At 71.0% G+C, this 19,731-nt stretch carries 16 protein-coding genes and 2 pseudogenes; 9 read left to right on the top strand and 9 right to left on the bottom strand.

The features are described 5' to 3' along the window. Nucleotides 1-225: 225 nt before the first annotated feature. A complete protein-coding gene (locus FNV62_RS04620; protein WP_054229446.1) occupies nt 226-1,557 on the top strand; it encodes an MFS transporter in 1,332 nt (443 codons plus the stop codon). 353 nt (nt 1,558-1,910) lie between these two features. Further along, entirely contained in the window at nt 1,911-2,075 is a 165-nt protein-coding gene (locus FNV62_RS55325) for a hypothetical protein (protein ID WP_225900141.1), read from the top strand. Between the two features lie 250 nt (nt 2,076-2,325). Here FNV62_RS55325 and FNV62_RS04605 read toward each other — a convergent pair whose 3' ends face one another. The 3 genes from FNV62_RS04605 to FNV62_RS04595 form a co-directional block, all read right to left on the bottom strand. Beyond that, the gene (locus tag FNV62_RS04605; RefSeq protein ID WP_143600009.1) at nt 2,326-3,273 is read right to left on the bottom strand and encodes an alpha/beta hydrolase fold domain-containing protein; all 948 of its coding nucleotides are present in this window, start codon (nt 3,271-3,273) and stop codon (nt 2,326-2,328) included. Nucleotides 3,274-3,496: 223 nt separating this feature from the next. Continuing rightward, nucleotides 3,497-4,339: an RICIN domain-containing protein gene (locus FNV62_RS04600; protein ID WP_143600008.1), complete on the bottom strand. Its 843-nt coding sequence runs from the start codon at nt 4,337-4,339 to the stop codon at nt 3,497-3,499. Between the two features lie 65 nt (nt 4,340-4,404). After that, on the bottom strand, nt 4,405-4,569 hold the full coding sequence (locus FNV62_RS04595) for a hypothetical protein (RefSeq protein WP_164331528.1): 165 nt from the start codon (nt 4,567-4,569) through the stop codon (nt 4,405-4,407). Between the two features lie 288 nt (nt 4,570-4,857). On the opposite strand from FNV62_RS04595, the gene FNV62_RS04590 reads away from it, so the two are divergent. After that, complete coding sequence (locus FNV62_RS04590; protein WP_143600007.1) at nt 4,858-5,817, top strand: alpha/beta hydrolase family protein; 960 nt, start codon at nt 4,858-4,860, stop codon at nt 5,815-5,817. On the opposite strand, the gene FNV62_RS04585 is transcribed toward FNV62_RS04590, so the two are convergent. After that, nucleotides 5,818-6,648, bottom strand: coding sequence for a M55 family metallopeptidase (locus FNV62_RS04585; protein ID WP_144314701.1), 831 nt, complete (start codon nt 6,646-6,648; stop codon nt 5,818-5,820). A 202-nt stretch (nt 6,649-6,850) separates the two neighbouring features. On the opposite strand from FNV62_RS04585, the pseudogene FNV62_RS04580 reads away from it, so the two are divergent. The 3 genes and pseudogenes from FNV62_RS04580 to FNV62_RS04570 form a co-directional block, all read left to right on the top strand. Then, nucleotides 6,851-7,825, top strand: a pseudogene (locus tag FNV62_RS04580) (NAD(P)/FAD-dependent oxidoreductase); the annotation flags it as partial. 31 nt (nt 7,826-7,856) lie between these two features. Beyond that, complete coding sequence (locus FNV62_RS04575; RefSeq protein WP_144314700.1) at nt 7,857-9,002, top strand: NAD(P)/FAD-dependent oxidoreductase; 1,146 nt, start codon at nt 7,857-7,859, stop codon at nt 9,000-9,002. A gap of 159 nt (nt 9,003-9,161) precedes the next feature. Continuing rightward, entirely contained in the window at nt 9,162-10,058 is an 897-nt protein-coding gene (locus FNV62_RS04570; RefSeq protein WP_143600003.1) for an RNA polymerase sigma-70 factor, read from the top strand. Nucleotides 10,059-10,470: 412 nt separating this feature from the next. On the opposite strand, the gene FNV62_RS57485 is transcribed toward FNV62_RS04570, so the two are convergent. Both FNV62_RS57485 and FNV62_RS04560 read right to left on the bottom strand, forming a co-directional pair. Continuing rightward, the gene (locus tag FNV62_RS57485) at nt 10,471-10,785 is read right to left on the bottom strand and encodes a DUF6215 domain-containing protein (protein WP_375336684.1); all 315 of its coding nucleotides are present in this window, start codon (nt 10,783-10,785) and stop codon (nt 10,471-10,473) included. 116 nt (nt 10,786-10,901) lie between these two features. Beyond that, entirely contained in the window at nt 10,902-11,672 is a 771-nt protein-coding gene (locus FNV62_RS04560; RefSeq protein ID WP_143600001.1) for an SDR family NAD(P)-dependent oxidoreductase, read from the bottom strand. A 233-nt stretch (nt 11,673-11,905) separates the two neighbouring features. On the opposite strand from FNV62_RS04560, the gene FNV62_RS04555 reads away from it, so the two are divergent. After that, nucleotides 11,906-12,520 (top strand): TetR/AcrR family transcriptional regulator, encoded by a 615-nt coding sequence (locus FNV62_RS04555; protein WP_143600000.1) that lies wholly within the window; start codon nt 11,906-11,908, stop codon nt 12,518-12,520. A gap of 81 nt (nt 12,521-12,601) precedes the next feature. Here the strand turns inward: FNV62_RS04555 and FNV62_RS04550 are convergent, their stop codons facing one another. After that, complete coding sequence (locus FNV62_RS04550) at nt 12,602-13,273, bottom strand: response regulator (RefSeq protein ID WP_143599999.1); 672 nt, start codon at nt 13,271-13,273, stop codon at nt 12,602-12,604. Next, complete coding sequence (locus FNV62_RS04545) at nt 13,242-14,546, bottom strand: sensor histidine kinase (RefSeq protein WP_143599998.1); 1,305 nt, start codon at nt 14,544-14,546, stop codon at nt 13,242-13,244. Before FNV62_RS04545 ends, FNV62_RS04550 begins: the two co-directional genes overlap by 32 nt. Nucleotides 14,547-14,888: 342 nt before the next feature. Between FNV62_RS04545 and FNV62_RS04540 the strand changes: the two are divergent. Together FNV62_RS04540 and FNV62_RS04535 are read left to right on the top strand one after the other, a co-directional pair. Then, a pseudogene (locus FNV62_RS04540) lies at nt 14,889-15,658 on the top strand (ABC transporter ATP-binding protein). Then, entirely contained in the window at nt 15,658-18,228 is a 2,571-nt protein-coding gene (locus FNV62_RS04535; protein WP_144314699.1) for an FtsX-like permease family protein, read from the top strand. The pseudogene FNV62_RS04540 and the gene FNV62_RS04535 overlap by 1 nt, the downstream one beginning before the upstream one ends. 94 nt (nt 18,229-18,322) lie before the next feature. Here FNV62_RS04535 and sthA read toward each other — a convergent pair whose 3' ends face one another. Continuing rightward, nucleotides 18,323-19,726, bottom strand: a complete 1,404-nt coding sequence (sthA, locus tag FNV62_RS04530; RefSeq protein ID WP_060900162.1) for a Si-specific NAD(P)(+) transhydrogenase — start codon at nt 19,724-19,726, stop codon at nt 18,323-18,325. Nucleotides 19,727-19,731: the final 5 nt, after the last annotated feature.

Below are 19,731 nucleotides of genomic sequence, written 5' to 3'. Positions count from 1 at the left end.
ATGGCTGTGTGCCGCCCATGGCCGTTTCACCTGCTGTTTCTCTCCTGTTGCAGCCTCTCGGAACCGGTGGCTGGATTGTTCCTGAGATTGTTGACAAAAGCGTTGACACTTAGGGAACCGGAACCCTAGCGTCGTGCGCACCATCGGGTCAGGCCGCTCGAGCCGCACCGACCCGCCTCACTCATCCCCTCCAGGGACACTTCTCCCGGACGAGAGGAAACAATGATGTCTCCCTCCCCAGACCTGCGCGCCCGCGGGACCGGACTGGCCACGCTGGTCGTCGGCCTGTGCTGGCTGGTCGTGCTCTTCGACGGCCTCGACATGTTCGTCTACGGCTCCGTGCTGCCCAACATGCTCGCCGAGCACGCCCTCGGGCTCCAGCCGTCCCAGGCCGGCGACCTGGGCAGTTACGCCACCTTCGGCATGCTGATCGGCGCGCTGTCCGCGGGTACGGTCACCGACTGGATCGGCCGCAAGAAGGTGATCATCACCTGTACGGCGGTCTTCTCGCTCGCGTCCGCCCTCTGCGCCGTCGCCCCCAGCCTCGGTGTCTTCGGACTCGGCCGGTTCGTCGCGGGTCTCGGACTCGGCGGTCTGCTCCCCACCACGATCACGATGGTCGCCGAGTACGCACCGCGTGGCCGCCGCGCTCTGATAGTCGGCACGTTGATGACCGCCCACCAGGCAGGCGGCATCCTGGCGGGCTTCGTCGGCCTGTGGACCACCGGCGCCGGCCAGTGGCGCGTCGCCTACTGGATCTGCGTGGTCCCGCTGCTCATCGGCGTCCCGCTGATCGCCAAGTACCTCCCCGAGTCGCTGAACTTCCTGGTCGCCAAGGGACGCACACGCGAAGCCCGCGAGCTCGCCGAGCGCTACGACGTCGAACTGCCCGCCCCCGCGGCGGAGCGTCCCGCGGCCGGGGACCGCTGGAGCGCCGTCGTCGCCCTGTTCCGCGGCGGCCTGTGGCGCACCACGCTGCTGTTCTGGCTGGCCTCGTTCTGTGGCCTGCTGCTCGTCTACGGCGTCAGCAACTGGCTGCCCACCATGATGCGCGGCGCGGGCTACGAGCTTGGCTCCTCGCTCTCGTTCGTCATCGTCATCAACCTCGGCGGCATCGCGGGCATGCTGATCGCCGGCCGCTTCTCCGACCACTTCGGCGGTGCGCGCGTCGCCACCGTCTGGTTCGCGGCCACCGCCCTGGGCGTCTATCTGCTCGGCATCCACATGGCGCTGCCGCTCACCTACGTCGTGGTGTTCCTGACCGGCCTGTTCCTCTTCAGCGCCCAGGCCATGATCTACGCGACGGTCGCAGGCCGCTCCAGCGACGACAACCGTGCCACCGCCGTGGGCTGGGTCTCCGGCATCGGCCGCTTCGGCGCCGTGTTCGGACCGTGGCTCGGCGGTCAGCTCGTCGCGGCCAAGTCCGAGAGCTGGGGCTTCACGGCGTTCGCCATCGCCGCCGTGCTCGCCACGGTCTTCGTCGCCCTCACCGGCCTGCGCGGCCCCCAGCGGACCCCGCGGCGCGACGCCGCCCAGCAGCTGACCACCACCGGCTGACCGCGACGACATGCCTGAGGCCGGGACCTGGCGGGGCCCGGCCTCAGGCATGTCCGGACCAGATCCGACCAGCGGCACCCATGGCCCTTCTCAGCCCATCTGGTCCTGTGCCGACAGGTGTTCCACCGTCACCCCGGTCCCGGTGAACGTACGCGTGACCGTGCCCGAGGTGTACACCCCCAGCATGCGCAGCGGGCGGTCGCCGATGTTGCGCGAGGATCGGCCCGGCCGTGGTGCGCGTTACGGGGCGTCGCCAAGAGCTTCGGCGGGGCGGCCACGCTCAAGGGCGTGGACCTCGATCTGTACCCCGGCGAAGTGCACGCGCGCTGTCCGGCCTCGGCATCGACATCGACGTGGAGCGCACCGCGCGTTCGCTCACCGTCGCCGAACAGACCATGGTCGTGGTGGCGCGTGAGGTCCGCCGCGGCGGCCGGATCCTGATCCTCGACGAGCCGACCGCCTGCCTGAGCGCCGAGGCGGCGCACCGTTCTGCCCCGGTGAGCGCGGTGCCGCCGTGAGTGTGCGGCGTGCCGAGAAGGGGGTACCCGTGCAGGCGAAGGTGTGGCGTGAACTGACGTAGAGCGCCCACAAGTTGGGCATCACGCCACCCGAGGCCCGCTCGCAGGGCCTGACAGTCACCTCCATGGAGAGGGGGATGGAGGAGCGGGTGGTCGGGGCGTCCGACGTGCGGCGGGCGCCTCGTCCGTCCCGGGGCCGCCCGCCCAACCGCCTCCGGGCCGTCTTGCCGATCCCGGCGTGCGACGCCGCTCAACCGGCCTCGCGGACCCCGGGGTTGACGGCGCGCCGCACATGACGGGCGATCACGGCGTAGGTCTCCAGGGCCTTCTTGTCGTCCTTGCCGTCGTACCCGTGGTCGACTCCGAGCACGTCGTGGTGCTCGACGAGGGCGCCCGCCCGCCGAAGACGCTCGGCGTAGCGCACGGCTTCCGCCTTGAGGAGGTCGTGCTCCGCCGTGACGACCAGAGCCGGGGCGATGCCCTTCAGGTCGGCGGTGTCGGCCGCGCCCGCGGGGGACACCAGTCGGTCGGCGCGCTCGCGCGGGTCGGGGACGTACGAGCTGTCGAAGATCTCTCCCATCCAGGGGCGCAGCACCGGCTTGGCGATGGCGGCGCGCTTGTCCCGGGCGCTCGTCGAGAGGTCCAACGGCGGGTAGTGCAGGACCTGCAGGGCTATAGCGGGCCCGCCCTCCTCGAGCGCCTGGCGCGCGACGGCCGCGGCGAGACCGCCTCCGGCGCTCTGCCCGCCCACGGACAGGCGGCTGCCGTCCCAGCCGTGCTCGCCGCCGTGCTCGGCGATCCACCGGACGACCTCGAAGGCCTGCCGGGGCGGGGCGGGGAACGGGTGCTGCGGGGCCACGACGTAGTCGACGTTGACCACGGCCACCCCTGCCTCGGCGGCGAGGAAACGACAGAGCGGATCGTCGATCTCCGTCAGCGGCATCACGTACCCGCCACCGTGGAAGTTGACGTGAACCGGCGGCGGACCCTCGGACGTCGGCAGGTACACCACGACCCGGGCCGGAGCGACCGAGGTCGGGACCGTCAACTCGCTCACGAAGCGCGGGAATTCGGGGAATCGGCCGTGTGAGGCGGCCGCCGAACCGCGGCCGCTCGGGCGCCGGTCGGCCGCCACGGCGAGGCGCTGTATCGACTTGGCGGCGAAGGAGGCCACTCCGGGCCGGGCAAGGAGAGACATACGGTTCCGATCGTCGAGCCGCGTCGCCAATCAACAGGATTCCTGGCAATTGGTGGGGTGATGCTAGCACGGGCACCGAGCCTGCGACCTTCGCCTTCGCACACTGCCGCGCTGCCCTTCTCCTGCGCGCCGGGCCCACGCCGGACGTCGGCGTGACGTGGCAGCCGCCGCGCCGCACGTCCGTAGGCTTCCCAGCGAGCCCCCGTGATGGACCCGACGAGTCCTAGGCGGTCCCCCCGTTGTTCCACAGTTGCTGGGGCTCGTCGCTGTTGCAGGTGGCCACCATCACCTGCTTGCCGCCGCCGTACGCCGGGGAGGCGATCTCCAGGCAATGCCCGGTCGCGGTGTTCTTCAGGGTCTGGCCTGCCGCGGTGGAGCTCCCGATACGCCACACCACGTAGCCAGTGCCTCCGACGCCGCCGCAGGCTTCCAGCCCGGCCCTGTAGTTGTTGTTGAAGGGCGCCGACAGGCAGTTTCCACTCGCGTGGTTGACCAGCTCGAAGGTGCCGCCGCCGGAGGAGCGCAACGTCCACACGTAGGCATCGCTGGAATCGCAGGTCCCGAAGCCGGGGTAGACGGAACCGTCGCCGGACGCGCACTGGTTGGCGGAGACGTTCCGCAGGCGCGACACGGACCCGGGGGAAAGCGTGGTTGCCCCGGACTCCACGGAGGGCGGCGCCCCGGCTTCGGGCGTGGCCGCCGCACCGGTCCGCTCCGGCTGGGTCACGGCTGCCGTGGAACCGGACGCGCGCACGATCGGTGCCGACGGGGACGCGGTGGCGGACGGGGAACCGGTGGCGGACGGCGGCCCGGAAGGTGACGGTGTCGCGGCGAACCACGGTGCCGTGGAGGACCGCCCCGGGCCCGACGGGGACGAGTCAGGCCCGAGAGTGACGGCCGTGATCGTCCCGCCCGCCACGACGACGGGTACGACCAGCATCCGCAAGCGGCGTGCACGCTGCTTGCGGATGTACGTGACATGGTCGGCGTGGCCGACCGCCACCGACCCATGGGAGGCGGTGACGTGCGGGGCCCGGCTGTCACCGGCGGTGCCGAGGCCCGCCACGTGCAGCAGTCTTCCGAGGAACGCGCCGCGGTCACGGCGCTGTTGAGGTGAGGAGCCGGGGGCGGTCAGTCCTGGACCGGCCCCGGCTTGGGAGGGTCCACGCGCACACCTCCGTTGACCACACCGGCGACAACCGATCCGTTTGTGGCCTTCATGGTGACGTCGCCGCTGACCGCGAACCCACCGGTACCGGCCGAGGCGCCGGAGCCGGGAGCGTGCTGCCGGGCCATTCAACACGCCTCGTCGGGTGCGGGGGCGGCGAATCCGACAACGGGGCGACCGACCGGGAAGACGGCTCGGCCCTCGGAACTCGCCGGACCGGCCACCTTCGCCGACGCGCACCCCGCTCTCCCGCCGGCGGCCGTTGACAAAGCGGAACGTCGCTCCGTATCGTAATCGGAACGACGCTCCGTTTGGTGCGGAGCCGATGCCGGACGCCCCTGACGGGGCCTGACCGCCTCACCCGCCGTCAGCCGAATGAGACCGGCAGCAGAGGTCATTGAAGGGAAATACGCATCATGAGTGAATCGACTTACCCCGCCCACACCTTCGGTCCGCCCACTCCAGTGCTCTCGGTCAGTCCCGTAGTGCTGCAAGCCCCCGGTCGAGCCGTGGACCTGGAGGTACGCGTCTCCGCGCCCGTGACCGGGAGCGACCTGCCGGTCATCCTGCTCTCGCACGGCCAGGGTTTCTCGAACCACCTTTCCTCGCTGAACGGCTACGCCCCCCTCGCCAACTTCTGGGCGGCGCACGGCTTCGTCGTGATCCAGCCCACCCATCTGAGCTCGAGGACGCTGAGCCTGGATCCCGGTACCCCCGGGGGACCTCTGCACTGGCGCTCACGGGCCGAGGACATGACGCGCATCCTCGACCAGCTCGACGTCATCGAGGCCGCCGTACCGCAGCTTCTCGGGCGCCTGGACCACGACAAGGTCGCCGTGGCCGGGCACTCGATGGGCGGGCACACCGCGAGCCTGCTGCTCGGCGCCCGGCTCACCGACCCGGACGACGGAACGGAAGTGAACCTGGCCGAGCCCCGGATCAAGGCGGGTGTACTGCTTGCCGCGCCCGGCAGGGGCGGCGATGCCGTCACCGAGTTCGTGGCCGAGAACTATTCGTTCTTCTCGACCATGGACTTCTCCAAGATGGCGACGCCCACGCTCGTGGTCGCCGGCGACAAGGACGCCTCCACCCACCTGACGGTTCGGGGCCCGGACTGGCACGCCGATCCGTACGTCCTCTCCCCGGGCCCCAAGTCCCTGCTCACCCTGTTCGACGCGGAGCACGGACTCGGCGGGGTTTCCGGATACGACGTCGCCGAGACCACGGACGAGAACCCCGAGCGAGTCGCCGCGGTCCAGCGGCTCACCTGGGCCTACCTCCGCACCGAGCTCCACCCCGGGGATTCCGCTTGGCAGGCGGCGCGTGACGCGCTGACGGCCGATCCCGACCCGCTCGGACGAGTCGAATCCAAGTGATCAGCAATACGGTGGCTGGTTGGTGAGGGACGCCGCTACTCGCATCCACACTCCGAACTGCCGGTAGAGGCTGGGCAGAGGGCCCTGCGCCTGCACGGTCCGCGTGTCCGTCGAGGTGACCCCTGGAATTCCCGGGAGGGTGGAGGCCACTGAAGCCGACTGCCAGCGGACGGTGAGCGTGGAGGGGCCCGATGGGACCACCGTGGCCGGTCGTTGCGCGGACAGACTGGCGACGACCGCCTCCTCGATCGCGGCACGTGCTTCCTCGGCAGGCCGCAGATCCGCCGCGAATCTGTCCCGCGCATTCTTCACGGCCACGGTGGTGACGGAGGCGTCCCACTCGGCCATCTCCGCGCAGGCGCGGTCGTCACCGGTGAGGACCGCAACCGGAACGCCGATGGCCTCCGCGGTGGCGTGGGCCAGGCCGATCTCACCCACCGGCCGGCCGTCCAGCCACATGTCCTCGATCTCGTGGCCCATGAAGCTGTGGCTCAGCACCCCGAGTGCGCCGGCCCGCGAGTGATAGCCGACGCAGACCATGGCATCGTGCTCGGGCGCGAGACCTTCGAGCATGAGCATGTGCTTGGGCTTGCCGCGGATGAGGCGGGCCGCCGGGTGCAGGGCCTCCGGAAGGATGTTGCGCATCGGTCCGTGAGCATCGTTGACAGTGATGTCGGTGGCACCGGCCGCGAGGGCACCCCGGATCGCGGCGTTGACGTCCTCCGCCATCATCAACCGCCCACGCTCGTAGTCCCGGCCGCCGGGCTGCACATCGTCGGCGTCGACGAGCCCTGTGACGCCCTCCATGTCCGCGCTGATGTAGATCCGCACTGCGCACACTCCTCAAGCTTGATCGCTGAGGAGACGACTGCCACTCCTCCTACGGTTCCGCTGGGCGCGATGGCCTGCGTCACGGTGTGGACGGGAGCGCGGACTTGCCTGTTGGTCCGCGGAGTGACCTGCCTCACATGCTGTCACAGCGATCGATTCCGCGGTGTCTTGAGGCCGAACCCCCGGAAACGAAGGAGACACCATGACGGAGAACACCGATGTGGTCGTGGTCGGCGGCGGATACGCCGGCGTCATGGCGGCCAATCGCCTGACACAGCGCGACGACGTGACAGTGACTCTGATCAACCCGCGCCCGACCTTCGTCGAGCGGATCCGCCTGCACCAACTGGTGGGCGGATCCCACGACGCGGTCCTCGACTACCGCAAGGTCATGAGCGAGCGCGTCCGGCTGGTGGTCGACACCGTGACCCGGATCGACGCGGCCGCGCGCAGCGTGACGCTCGCGACCCGCGGCACGGTCGGCTACGACTATCTGGTCTACGCGGTGGGCAGTGGCAGCGCCGACCCGCAGGTGCCCGGGGCGGCCGAGTTCGCCCACCCGATCGCCGGCCTGGAGGAGGCGCAGCGGCTGCGGCCGGTCGTCGACGCCGCGCCCGCAACGGCCGCGGTGACCGTTGTCGGAGCCGGTGCGACCGGCATCGAGACCGCCGCCGAACTGGCCGAGGAGGGGCGCACCGTGACCCTGGTCTGCGGCGGGGTGCTCGGCCCTGCCCTGCACCCTCGGGGTCGGCGCTCGGTCGCCAGGCGGCTGGCCGTACTGGGTGTGACCGTGCTCGAAGGCCCCGACACGAAGGTGACGGCGGTGAGTCGTGATGCCGTACGGCTCAGCGACGGCCGCGAGCTGCCGAGCGAGGTGACCATCTGGACCACCGGATTCGGTGTGCCGGACCTGGCCGCGCGCAGCGGACTGAGCACCGACGCCTTGGGCCGCCTGCTCACGGACGAGACCTTGACGAGCGTGGACGACGTGCGCATCGTCGCGGCCGGGGACTCGGCGGCACCCTCGGACCTGCCGTTCCGGATGAGCTGCCAGGCCGCCGTCCAACTGGGCCCGCAGGCCGCCGAGACAGTGCTCAGCCGGCTCGCGGGCGAGCAGCCCGCGCCCATCGACGTCGGGTTCGTCAGTCAGTGCATCAGTCTGGGCCGGCGCGGCGGCAGTCGTGGTCGGCGGCGGATACGCCGGCGTCATGGCGGCCAATCGCCTGACACAGCGCGACGACGTGACAGTGACTCTGATCAACCCGCGCCCGACCTTCGTCGAGCGGATCCGCCTGCACCAACTGGTGGGCGGATCCCACGACGCGGTCCTCGACTACCGCAAGGTCATGAGCGAGCGCGTCCGGCTGGTGGTCGACACCGTGACCCGGATCGACGCGGCCGCGCGCAGCGTGACGCTCGCGACCCGCGGCACGGTCGGCTACGACTATCTGGTCTACGCGGTGGGCAGTGGCAGCGCCGACCCGCAGGTGCCCGGGGCGGCCGAGTTCGCCCACCCGATCGCCGGCCTGGAGGAGGCGCAGCGGCTGCGGCCGGTCGTCGACGCCGCGCCCGCAACGGCCGCGGTGACCGTTGTCGGAGCCGGTGCGACCGGCATCGAGACCGCCGCCGAACTGGCCGAGGAGGGGCGCACCGTGACCCTGGTCTGCGGCGGGGTGCTCGGCCCTGCCCTGCACCCTCGGGGTCGGCGCTCGGTCGCCAGGCGGCTGGCCGTACTGGGTGTGACCGTGCTCGAAGGCCCCGACACGAAGGTGACGGCGGTGAGTCGTGATGCCGTACGGCTCAGCGACGGCCGCGAGCTGCCGAGCGAGGTGACCATCTGGACCACCGGATTCGGTGTGCCGGACCTGGCCGCGCGCAGCGGACTGAGCACCGACGCCTTGGGCCGCCTGCTCACGGACGAGACCTTGACGAGCGTGGACGACGTGCGCATCGTCGCGGCCGGGGACTCGGCGGCACCCTCGGACCTGCCGTTCCGGATGAGCTGCCAGGCCGCCGTCCAACTGGGCCCGCAGGCCGCCGAGACAGTGCTCAGCCGGCTCGCGGGCGAGCAGCCCGCGCCCATCGACGTCGGGTTCGTCAGTCAGTGCATCAGTCTGGGCCGCCGCGCCGGCGTCTTTCAGCTCACCGGCAGGGATGACACCGCGAAGGGGTTCTACCTCGGCGGCCGCCCGGGTGCGAAGATCAAGGAGCTCATTTGCCGGGGCATCCCCTGGCAACTGGCGTACGAGGCACGCAAGCCCGGTGCGCGCACCTGGTGGGCCAAGGACGCCAAACGCCGACAACTGTTGCAGACCAGGCGTCACGAGGCGCCTGCCACTGAACGGACGGCCTGACCAGGCACTCGTAGGGCGTCGCCTCGGGCCCAGGGCGCCTGATCACCACTCGGCAAATCCACGGGTATGGACGATTGCTCATGAGAAGGATCTCGCTGTGGATGCACGCATGAAGGACTTCGGCGACCGGCGTCGGCCGCGCAGGAGAGGGGCCGAGACATGAGCGACCACGTCACCGACACGGCGACCGAGACGTTCCTCGCCCACCGCAACCTGCTCTTCACCGTGGCATACGAGATGCTCGGATCGGCCGCCGACGCCGAAGACGTCCTCCAGGAAACCTGGTTGCGGTGGGTCAAGGTCGACTTGGGGCAGGTACGCGACCCGCGCGCCTACCTGGTCCGGATCACGACCCGGCAGTCGCTCAACCGGCTGCGCACAATGAGTCGCCGCAAGGAGGTGTACGTCGGTCCCTGGCTGCCCGAGCCGCTGCTCACCGCGCCGGACGTGGCCGAGGACGTCGAACTCGCCGAGAGTGTGTCGATGGCGATGATGCTCGTCCTCGAGACGCTGTCGCCGACCGAGCGCGCGGTCTTCGTGCTGCGCGAGGTCTTCGACGTCGGCTACGACGAGATCGCGGCCGCCGTCGACAAGACCCCCGCGGCCGTCCGTCAGATCGCACATCGCGCACGTCGGCACGTCGATGCCCGCCGCCCCCGCGAGGTGGTCCCCTCGGGCAGGATCCGGGCGGCTCTGGAGTCGTTCCAGCGCGCGTTCGAAGCCAGGGACCTGCAGGGTCTCATGGACGTGCTCGCTCCCGAGGTCGTCCTGGTGAGCGACGGTGGCGGCCTCAAGCAGGCCGCGCTGCGGCCGATCAGCGGCGCCGAGAAGGTGGTCCGCTTCATCGTCGGCGGGACCGGCAAGGCCGAAGGCACGCTCACCAGTGACCCCACCGTGGTCAACGGCAACCCGGCACTCGTCCTGCGCCTGGACGGCGAGGTCGACGGCATCATGGCGATCCGTGTCGAGGACGCCCGCATCACCGGCCTCTACTACGTCCGCAACCCGGAGAAACTGACCCGCGTCGCATCCGAGACCCCGCTCACCCTGCGATGACGACCGGTGGCGCAACGGCCCCCCGGGTATCAAGTGCCGCGTCCGGCGCGCGGTGTGTCGTGCGGGACCGGGCCAGATGCTCGTCCCGCTTCGGCCGTCAGCCGATCTTGTCGGTGAAGCCCACTGACAGGAACGTCTGACGGGTGACGGGCAGTTCGGCCGGCGCCCGGCGCAGTGCGGGGCCGGGCCTTCGACGTGGTCGGTGTGTGCCGAGTCAGCCGTTGACCCGGCCCGGGATCGTCGGCAGCACCTTCTCGGCGACGCTGAGCAGTGCCGCGTCGTCGGGTACGACGGAGTCCTGGCGCCAGATGGCGATGGCGATGGTCCGGTCCGAGTAGAGGACCGCCAGGTGTCCCAGGACCGTTCTCTTCTGCGCGGTCGCAGGACGCGGAGATCTTCACCGAGTAGGTCTTCAGCGTGACAGTGGCCTCGGGGTGGCGATCTCGGTGCCGCCGGCGAGCTTGACCGAGCTCTCGTTGCCTCCGGCCGTCTCCGCCTGCTCTGCCGGGGTTCCGAGGAGCGCCGGCAGGTCCGAGCGGTTCAGCGCCGTGCACAGCTGGGCTCCGGAGACGTGCTTCGACGACCCGGGGTCCTGCGTAGCCGGCGTGGCCTTCGAGGACGTGCAGATGGCCGGGTCCCTGTCACCGGAGTTCCGCTCGGAGACCCCCTGCAGCACCAGCAACCCGGCTCCCAGTCCACCACCGCCGCCGCGCTTGCAGGGCCCCAACTGTGCGGAGAGACACGCCGATACGCGTGTTCAGCCCCGCGCGTCCCCAGCCATGGACACCAAGCCGGGACGTGTTGGTCCTTGCAGTGGAATGACGGGAAACGGCCCGCGGTGACTCACGCGGCGATGACGGCGGCACCCACGCGACCGCCGTCGACGTCCACCACCGATCCGTGCACGAAGGAGGCCTCGTCACCGGCCAGCCAGACGGCGGCGCGCGCGATGGCGTCCGGGCTGCCGACTTCGCCGGCCGGTGTCCCCTTCATCATGACCTCGCCGGGGTGCGGGTCGCTCCCTTCCGCGGTGCGGGGGAGGATCACGCCCGGCGAGATGGCGTTCACCCGCACTCCCCGCGGTCCGAACTCCGCGGCCCATGCCCGGGTGAGGGTCTCCATGGCCCCCTTGGTGGAGCTGTAGAGCGCGCCGACCGGAATACCCAGGCGTGCGACCCATGACCCGAGATTGATGATGCTGCCCCCTCCGGCCTCCGCCATGGCCGGTGCGACGGCGGCGGTCAGGAAGAACGGTGCCTTGACGTTCACCGCGTAGACCCGGTCGAAGGTCTCCTCGTCCGTGGCGGTCGTCACGGCGCCCGGGTAGATGCCGGCGTTGTTCACCAGGATGTCGATGCGCCCGCCGAGGGACCTAAGTGCCAGCTCGGCCAGGTCCCGGGAGGCCCCGGCACTGCCGTCGAGGTCCGCCACGAGGAAATCGGCCCGCCCGCCGGCGGCGCGGATGCCTTCGACGACTCGGGCCGCCCGCTCCCGATCGCGCCCCGACACGATGACATGGGCCCCCTCGGCGGCGAACGCCTCGGCGATCGCCCGCCCGATATTGCTCGTCGACCCCGTGACGAGCGCGGTCTTGTTGTGCAGTCGTTCACCCATGATGTGGTTCCTCGTCCCGCTCTCAGCGGTCGGCCAGGCCGACCGGCTCCGTACGGCGGTCCACCAGTGGGCTGAACCGCGCGACCCACTGTGCATCGGCAAAAATGGACCGGCAAGTCCAGTCTGGGGCGCCTGTGAGGGCGTAAAATGGACTCGTCGGTCCAGTGAGTCAGCAGTGAGTCGGTCCAGCGAGTCGGGTCAGTACGCCGGTCCAGGGATGAAGGGAGCACGCCATGTCGCAGGCGCCGACCACGAAAGGCCGAGCCACGCGGGCCCGCATCATCGAGGGTGCCGCCGAGGTGCTCCGCGAAAGGGGTGTCGCCTTCACCACCCTCGACGACATCCGCGCCCGGACCGGCACGAGCAAGAGCCAGCTCTTCCACTACTTCCCCGAAGGCAAGGACGAACTACTGCTGGCGGTGGCACAGTTCGAGGCGGACCGCGTCCTGGAGGACCAGCAGCCGCATCTGGGATGCCTGGACTCCTGGGAGTCCTGGTACCAGTGGCGGGACGCGGTCGTGGAACGCTATGAACGCCAGGGTGATCAGTGCCCGTTGGGATCCCTGTTCCTCCAGGTCGGGCGATCCCGGCCGGGCGCACGGGCCATCGTGGCCGAGCTGATGCGTCAGTGGCAGGAGCAACTCGCCCGGGGCATTCGCGCGCTCCGGGCGCGTGGCCTGGTGTCGTCCACCCTCGACGTCGACACGACGGCCGCCGCACTGCTGGCCGGAGTCCAGGGAGGTGTGACGGTGATGATGTCCACGGGTGACTCGACCCACCTGAAGGCCGCGCTCGACACCGGTATCGAGTACCTGCGCGTGACGGCGGACCGGCACAGCCCGCGCTGACCGCGGCGCTCCCCGTGCCCGCGATCGGTGATCACGCGGGCGTGCCATGCGATGGTCAGGCGCTCGCTCCCCGAGGCCCCGTCAGGACGTTCCGCGCGGGACGACCAGGCCGCAGTCGTACGCCAGGATCACGGCCTGGACGCGATCGCGCAGCTGGTACTTCTCCAGGATGTGGGCGACGTGCGTCTTGACCGTGGTCTCACCCACGCCGAGTTCGCGCGCGATCTCCGCGTTGGACAGACCACGGGTGAGGGCGCGCAGCACGTCGAGTTCGCGCCCGGTCAGGGCGTCGAGCTTCGTCGGCACGGCCGACGTCGCGGGCGCGGCGAGGTCGGCGAAGCGGTCCAGCAGCCGGTGGGTGACGCGCGGGGAGAGTACGGCCTCACCGTCGGCCACCGTACGGATGGCGCCCACCAGGGAGTCGGCGGGACCGTCCTTGACCAGGAAACCGCTGGCCCCGGCGCGCAGGGCGTCCACGACGTGCGCGTCCAGGTCGAAGGTGGTGAGGATGACGATCCGGCTGGGTGAACCCGCCCCCACGATCCGGCGGGTGGCCTCCACACCGTCCATGTGCGGCATCCGGATGTCCATCAGGACGACGTCCGGGGTGAGGGCCTCGGCGCTCTCGACGGCGGCCACGCCGTCCGACGCCTCGCCGACGACGACGATGTCCGGTTCGGCCTCGAGGATGAGCCGGAACCCCGTCCGGATCATGGGCTGGTCATCGACCAGCAGGACGCGGATGGCTTGCATGCGGGGAGTGCCCTTCGTGCTGGGGGTCGGGTTCGGGGGAGGGGAGCGGGACGACCGCGTGGACGCAGTATCCGCCGCCCGGGCGGTTGCCGGTGTGCAGGGAGCCGCCCACGGCGCCGATCCGTTCCCGCATACCGACCAGACCGTGGCCGGAACCCCTCGCCGGCTTGGGCGGTCGCGATGTTTCGTCTCCCTGCCGCGGCCCGTCGTCGCAGAGCCGCAGGGTGAGCCGGTGCCGCTCCGGCTCCCAGGAGACGGTCAGCGCGGTGTGCGTGTGACCGGCGTGCTTGAGGGTGTTGGTGAGGGCTTCCTGTACGACGCGGTAGACGGCGAGTTGTGAACCGGCCGGGAGCTCGGCGGGGGTTCCCTTGGTGTCGAACTCGACCTGGAGACCGGCGGCGCGCACCGACTCCACGAGCGCCGGCAGGGCGTCGATGGTGGGCTGGGGCGGTTCCTTGTTCGGGTCGCTCTCCGCCTCCTCGTCGGTCCGCAGCACGTCAAGGAGCCTGCGCAGCTCGGTGACGGTGGCCCGTCCCGTCTCCTCGATGGTGCCGTGCAGTTCGTGGGCCTTGGCGCTGTCGCGGTCCTGGACCCGGTCGGCGGCGATGGTCTGCACCACCATGAGACTGACGTTGTGGGCGACGATGTCGTGCAACTCGCGGGCGATCCGGGCCCGTTCCTCCATCACGGCGGCGCGTGCGTTGGCGACCTGTTCGCGCTCGATCGCAGCGGCCCGTTCCAGCGCCTGGTTCCGGATGGCGGCGCGCGCCCTGGAGAGCCGGCCCAGCGCCCACGCGGCGACCAGGAGCACCGTCTCGATCAGCAGGGTGGTGACGCGGTACCCGGCCGGCGCGAGCAGCGACTCGGTGACGGCCGCGGCCGGGATGAGCGCCGCCACGACCAGGGTCGCCGTACGGGGGGTGGACCGTACGGCGGTGAGGAACACGCCCGTGGCCACGCCCACGTAGGTCGGTCCGATGGAGGTGCCCTCGGGTCCGGAGAGCTGCGGGATGTAGTGGAGGCCCTGGAGCGCGGCGGCCGCCGCCGCCATCACCAGCAGCGCGGGCAGCGGAGCCCGGCGGTGGAAGGCGAGCGGCAGCGCGGACACCAGCACGAGCACCAGGAACCAGGTGTCCGGCGCACGCAGTTCGGGCCCGCCGGGCGGGATCGCCAGCGGCGTGGCCGCGCATCCGGCGATGAGCAGCAGGGCCAGACCCGCGTCGGTGATGGCCGGGGGCACACGGCGCCCGGCGAACGAGTCCATCAGGTCCATGCGCCCCACGTTAGACGGCTCACCCGGTGCCCTGATCTGCCCCGAGGGTGAGAGCGCGCGGCCGGTCTCCTCCGCGGCGGCATCCTCCGCAAGGAGGAGGCGCCCCGCGCGGCCGGCGGCGCGAGGAGACCCTGCCCTCCTCCGTACGACGGAGGGCATCGCGGATCTCGCCCGACCGGCGGAGACCACGGTTCGACGGTGCGGCCGAGGCCGGGGCCCGTTGCCGCCGCTGGACTGGGAGCACCACTCACGGAACGCCGTGCGAGAAGCCGGAACTTGAGCAGCCGGACCTTTGGCATCCGGAACTTGAGAAGTCGGAAATTGAGAAGTCGAGGAGTCACAGTGCGGTCTTGGGGCCAACAACCGGACGGGCCGGCCGACGGCCGGTACGCGGTGCAGCTGACGGACGTGACCAAGCGGTACGGCGACGGCCCCTCGGCCGTGCTGGCGCTCGACAAGGTCGGCGCGGGCATCGCCCCCGGCACGTTCACGGCCGTGATGGGCCCTTCGGGATCCGGCAAGAGCACCTTCCTGCACTGCGCGGCGGGCCTCGACAGGCCCACCTCGGGCTCGGTCCGGCTGGGCGCACAGGACCTGTCGACACTGAAGGAGCGACGACTCACGGAGCTGCGACGCACCCGCATCGGCTTCGTGTTCCAGGCGTTCAACCTGCTGCCCTCGCTGACCGTCGAGCAGAACATCACGCTGCCCCTGCGGCTGGCCGGACGGCAGGTCGACGCGGGCTGGTTCGACCACATCGTGAAGGCCGTCGACCTCGGCGACCGGCTCGCGCGCTTCCCCGCCCAGCTGTCCGGCGGCCAGCAGCAGCGGGTGGCGATCGCGCGCGCCCTGGTCACCCGGCCCGAGGTGATCTTCGCCGACGAGCCGACCGGGGCGCTCGATCCGGAGACCGCTCGGGACATCCTCGGGCTGCTGCGGCAGGCGGTCACCGATCTGCATCAGACGGTGGTCATGTCCCCCACGATCCGGTGGCCGCCGCACACACCGACCACGCTCTCTTCCTGAGCGCGGGACACCTCGTCGACGCCTTGACCGAGCCGAGCGCCGACCGCGTCGCGGACGTCATGGCCGGCCTGCGGAGGGCCGCCTGATGCTGAGTCTCGCCCTGCTGACGCTCAAGGCCCGCAAGGGCGGTTTCGTCGGCACCTTCGTCGCCCTGCTGCTGGGCGCCGCCGTCCTGAGCGCGTGCGGGATCCTGCTGGAGTCGGGCATACGGGCCGGATCCTCCGCCGAGCGGTACGCGGCGGCCGATGTCGTCGTCACGGGCCGCCAGGAGGTGGAACTGACCTTCAAGGACCTCGACGGATCGACCCTGAAGGAGTCCCAGCCGCTGCCCGAACGCGTACCGCTGCGGGCCTCGTCGGCCGACCGGATCACCGGCGTGGACGGAGCGAAGACGGTGATCACGGACGTGGGCGCCCCGGTGCGGCTGGTGACCGATGCCGGTCAGCCGGTGCCGGGACACCACGGCGCGGGGGTGGAGGCGCACAACTGGTCGAGCCTGGGCCTCGGCGACTTCCGGCTGACCACCGGTCACGCGCCCCGCGCCGCCGGAGAGATCGTCCTGGACACCGAACTCGCCGCGCAGGCGGACGTCCGCCCCGGCGACGACATCCGTCTGATGACCACCTCGGTGCCCCGTACCTTCCAGGTCGCCGGACTGGTCGCCCTGAAGGACGGCGGCGCCCCCCGCCGGTCCGTGGCGTTCCTGGCCGACGCGACCCTGCGCCGGTCGGTTCCCGAAGCCTCCGTCCAGGCCTTCGGCGTCCTCGCCGCGCCCGGCGCGTCACCGCACCGACTCGCCGACGCCGTCCAGTCCGCGCTCCACGACGACACCCTCGCCGTGCACACCGGGGAGGGGCGCGGACGGGCCGAGTTCCTCGACGTCACCGTCAGCGGCTCCAACCTGGTCGTCCTGGCGGCCGCGATCGGCGGCAACGTCCTGCTCGTCGCCGTCTTCGTCCTGTACGCCACCACGTCCCTGTCGATCCGACACCGCCGCCGGGAGATCGCCCTGCTGCGCGCGATCGGTACCACCCCCGGCCAGATCCGGCGCATGGTCGCCGCCGAGGCCGCTGCCACCGGCCTGCTCGCCGGAGTGGTCGGCTGCCCGGCGGGTCTGCTCCTCGTGTACTGGCTGCGCGACCGGTTCGCCGGACACGGCATCGTGCCCTCCGACTTCGATCTCGCCCTCAGCCCCCTGCCCTTCCTCGCGGCGGTGCTCGTCACCGTCCTGACCGCGCTGGTCGCGGTGTTGTCCGCCGCGCATCGCGCGACCCGGATCCGGCCCACCGAGGCGCTCGGCGAGGCCGCCGTGGAGACCCCGGGGCTCGGCCGCGGACGCCGGATCACCGGCGGTGTGCTGCTCGTGCTGTCGGCCGGGATCTTCGTCACCGGACTGGCACAGGACGCCGACTTCTTCACCCTCGTCGGGCTCGCCAACTCCCTCGTCCTCGTCCTCGTCGTCGCGGTCGCCGTCCTCGGCCCGCTGGTCTCCCGTACCGCCGTACGCCTGCTCGCCCCGCTGCTGAACCGGACCGGTGTCACCGGCTACCTCGCGGCGGCCAACACCCGGGCCAACGTGGCCCGGCTGGCCGGCGCGATCACCCCGCTCGTGCTCGCCGTCTCCTTCTCGTCGACCGTCGTCTTCGCGCAGACCACCGGGCTCAGGGAGTCGGCCGACCAGCTGCGGGCCGGGCTCGTCGCCGACCACGTCCTCACCGCGCCGTCCGGAGTGTCACCCGAACTAGCCGAGAAGGCGAGGGGCATGAAGCAGGTGGCGTCGGCCACCGGACTGGTCAGGTCCAAGGTCGTCGCCATGGGCAGGATGCTGGGCGCCCAGGAGTCCGTCTCGCTCAGCGCGCAGGGCGTGGATCCCCGGGCGCTCGGCAGCGCCCTCGATCTGCGGCCGCGGGAAGGGAACATGAAGGCCCTGTCACGGGACACCGTGGCGATCAGCACCACCGCGGCCTCCTGGCTCGGGCTCGGCCTCGGCGACACCGCCCGGCTCCACCTCGGCGACGGCACCCCGTTGCGGGCCGAGGTCGTCGCCGTGTACGAACGCGGCTTCGGATTCACCGATGTGACCATGGACCACGACCTGCTGCTCGCCCACACCACAGGGAAGGTCGACGAGTCCGTCCTCGTACGCTCCGCCCCCTCGGCACCCGATCTGACCCAGGCCCTGTCGCACCTGGCCGCGGCCTACCCCGGCACGGTGCTCCGGGACGGCCTCGCCGTCGACGACCAGCTCGCGGAACAGCGGGCGAACGCGTGGGTCAACTACCTCGTCGTCGGCGTGATCATCGCCTACACGGCGATCACCGTCGTCAACACGCTGGCGATGAGCACGGCCGCGCGACGCCGCGAGTTCGCTCTGCTGCGGCTGTCCGGCACGGCCCGCGGGCAGGTCGTGGGCATGATGCGGCGGGAGAGCGTCATCGTCATCGCGGCCGGGGTGGGCATCGGGACCCTGCTCTCCGCGTTCCCGCTCGTCCTCGTGTCGTTGGCGGTGAGCGGCACCCCGATCCCGGCCGTACCCGGCCTCGGCTACCTGGCGATCGCCGGCGCGACGGCGGCCCTCGCGGCCGCGGGCACGATGCTGCCGACGCGGATGCTGCTGAGGATCCGGCCGGTCGAGGCGATCGGCGCGAGGGAATGACCTCGGCGTGAGCGGGCCCGGGGTGCCTCACCAGGCATCCCGGGCCCCGCCCGTGCCGGACCTCGATACGGGCCTCGCCGGGCCCCGGCGGTGGTCAGTCCCTCAGGCGGTCTATCTGGCGGATCTTGTTGGTGGCGTCCAGGGCGGCGACCTTGTAGGACTCGGCCAGCGTGGGGTAGTTGAACACCGCGTCGACGAGGTAGTCGACCGTGCCGCCGCACCCCATCACGGACTGCCCGATGTGGATCAGCTCGGTGGCCCCGGTACCGAAGCAGTGCACGCCGAGCAGCTTGCGGTCGTCCGGGGAGACCAGGAGCTTGAGCATGCCGTGCGAGTCACCGATGATCTGGCCTCGGGCCAGTTCGCGGTAACGGGAGATGCCGACCTCGAAGGGCACGCACTCCTCGGTGAGCTGGTCCTCGGTGCGCCCGATGAAGCTGATCTCCGGGATGGTGTAGATGCCGATCGGCTGGAGGTCGTGCATCGGGTGCACCGGCTCGCCGAAGGCGTGGTACGCGGCCGTACGGCCCTGCTCCATCGAGGTCGCCGCCAGCGCCGGGAAGCCGATGACGTCGCCCACCGCGTAGATGTGCGGCACCTCGGTGCGGTAGTTCTCGTCGACCTTGATACGGCCGCGCGGGTCGGCGGACAACCCGGCCTTGTCCAGGTCGAGTTCGTCGGTGAGGCCCTGTCGGCCCGCGGAGTACATCACGGTGTCCGCGGGGATCTTCTTGCCGCTCTCCAGGACGGTGAGAGTGCCCCCGGGATGATGCTCGACCGCGGCGACCGTCTCCCCGAAGCGGAAGGTGACGGCGAGGTCCCGCAGGTGGTACTTGAGCGACTCGATCACCTCGACATCGCAGAAGTCGAGCATCCCGGCCCGCTTCTCGACCACCGTGATCTTGCTGCCGAGGGCCGCGAACATGGAGGCGTACTCCATGCCGATCACCCCGGCCCCGACGATGACCATGGAGCGCGGCACCCGCTCCAGGTTGAGAACGTTGTCCGAGTCCATGATCGTGCGTCCGTCGAACGCGACGCTCGCGGGACGGGCCGGCCGGGTGCCGGTGGCGATCACGATGTGCTCGGCGGTCAACAGCTTTTCGTTGCCGTTCGCCTCGACCAGGGCGACCGTGTGGTCGTCCACGAAGCGGCCGGTGCCGGCGAACAGGGAGACGTGGTTGCGGGACAGTTGGCTGCGGATGACGTCGACCTCGCGGCTGACCACGTGCTGGGTGCGCGCGGTCAGGTCGGCGACGGTGATGTCCTCCTTGAGGCGGTAACTCTGGCCGTACATATCGCGTTGGGTGAGGCCGGTGAGATAGAGGACCGCCTCGCGCAAGGTCTTGGAGGGGATGGTCCCGGTGTGGATGGAGACCCCGCCGACCATGTCGGGGCGGTCGAGGACGGCGACCCGGCGGCCGAGCTTGGCCGCAGCGATGGCGGCCTTCTGACCACCCGGGCCGGATCCGATGACAAGCATGTCGAAGTCGCGCACCCTCC

It is taken from the genome of Streptomyces sp. RLB3-17 (genome assembly GCF_007113425.2).
In the GTDB taxonomy this organism is placed as follows: Bacteria; Actinomycetota; Actinomycetes; order Streptomycetales; family Streptomycetaceae; genus Streptomyces; species Streptomyces mirabilis_D.
Note: the sequence above shows the minus strand (reverse complement) of the source record. Positions and strands in the feature narration are given on the sequence as shown.

Coding starts and splice junctions, on each gene's coding strand:
- FNV62_RS04555 (WP_143600000.1), top strand. CDS start 11,906: ATGTCGCAGGCGCCGACCACGAAAGGCCGAGCCACGCGGGCCCGCATC.
- FNV62_RS04570 (WP_143600003.1), top strand. CDS start 9,162: ATGAGCGACCACGTCACCGACACGGCGACCGAGACGTTCCTCGCCCAC.
- FNV62_RS04545 (WP_143599998.1), bottom strand. CDS start 14,546: ATGGACCTGATGGACTCGTTCGCCGGGCGCCGTGTGCCCCCGGCCATC.
- FNV62_RS04560 (WP_143600001.1), bottom strand. CDS start 11,672: ATGGGTGAACGACTGCACAACAAGACCGCGCTCGTCACGGGGTCGACG.
- FNV62_RS04595 (WP_164331528.1), bottom strand. CDS start 4,569: ATGGCCCGGCAGCACGCTCCCGGCTCCGGCGCCTCGGCCGGTACCGGT.
- FNV62_RS04620 (WP_054229446.1), top strand. CDS start 226: ATGTCTCCCTCCCCAGACCTGCGCGCCCGCGGGACCGGACTGGCCACG.
- FNV62_RS04550 (WP_143599999.1), bottom strand. CDS start 13,273: ATGCAAGCCATCCGCGTCCTGCTGGTCGATGACCAGCCCATGATCCGG.
- FNV62_RS04535 (WP_144314699.1), top strand. CDS start 15,658: ATGCTGAGTCTCGCCCTGCTGACGCTCAAGGCCCGCAAGGGCGGTTTC.
- FNV62_RS04590 (WP_143600007.1), top strand. CDS start 4,858: ATGAGTGAATCGACTTACCCCGCCCACACCTTCGGTCCGCCCACTCCA.
- FNV62_RS04575 (WP_144314700.1), top strand. CDS start 7,857: ATGGCGGCCAATCGCCTGACACAGCGCGACGACGTGACAGTGACTCTG.
- FNV62_RS04605 (WP_143600009.1), bottom strand. CDS start 3,273: ATGTCTCTCCTTGCCCGGCCCGGAGTGGCCTCCTTCGCCGCCAAGTCG.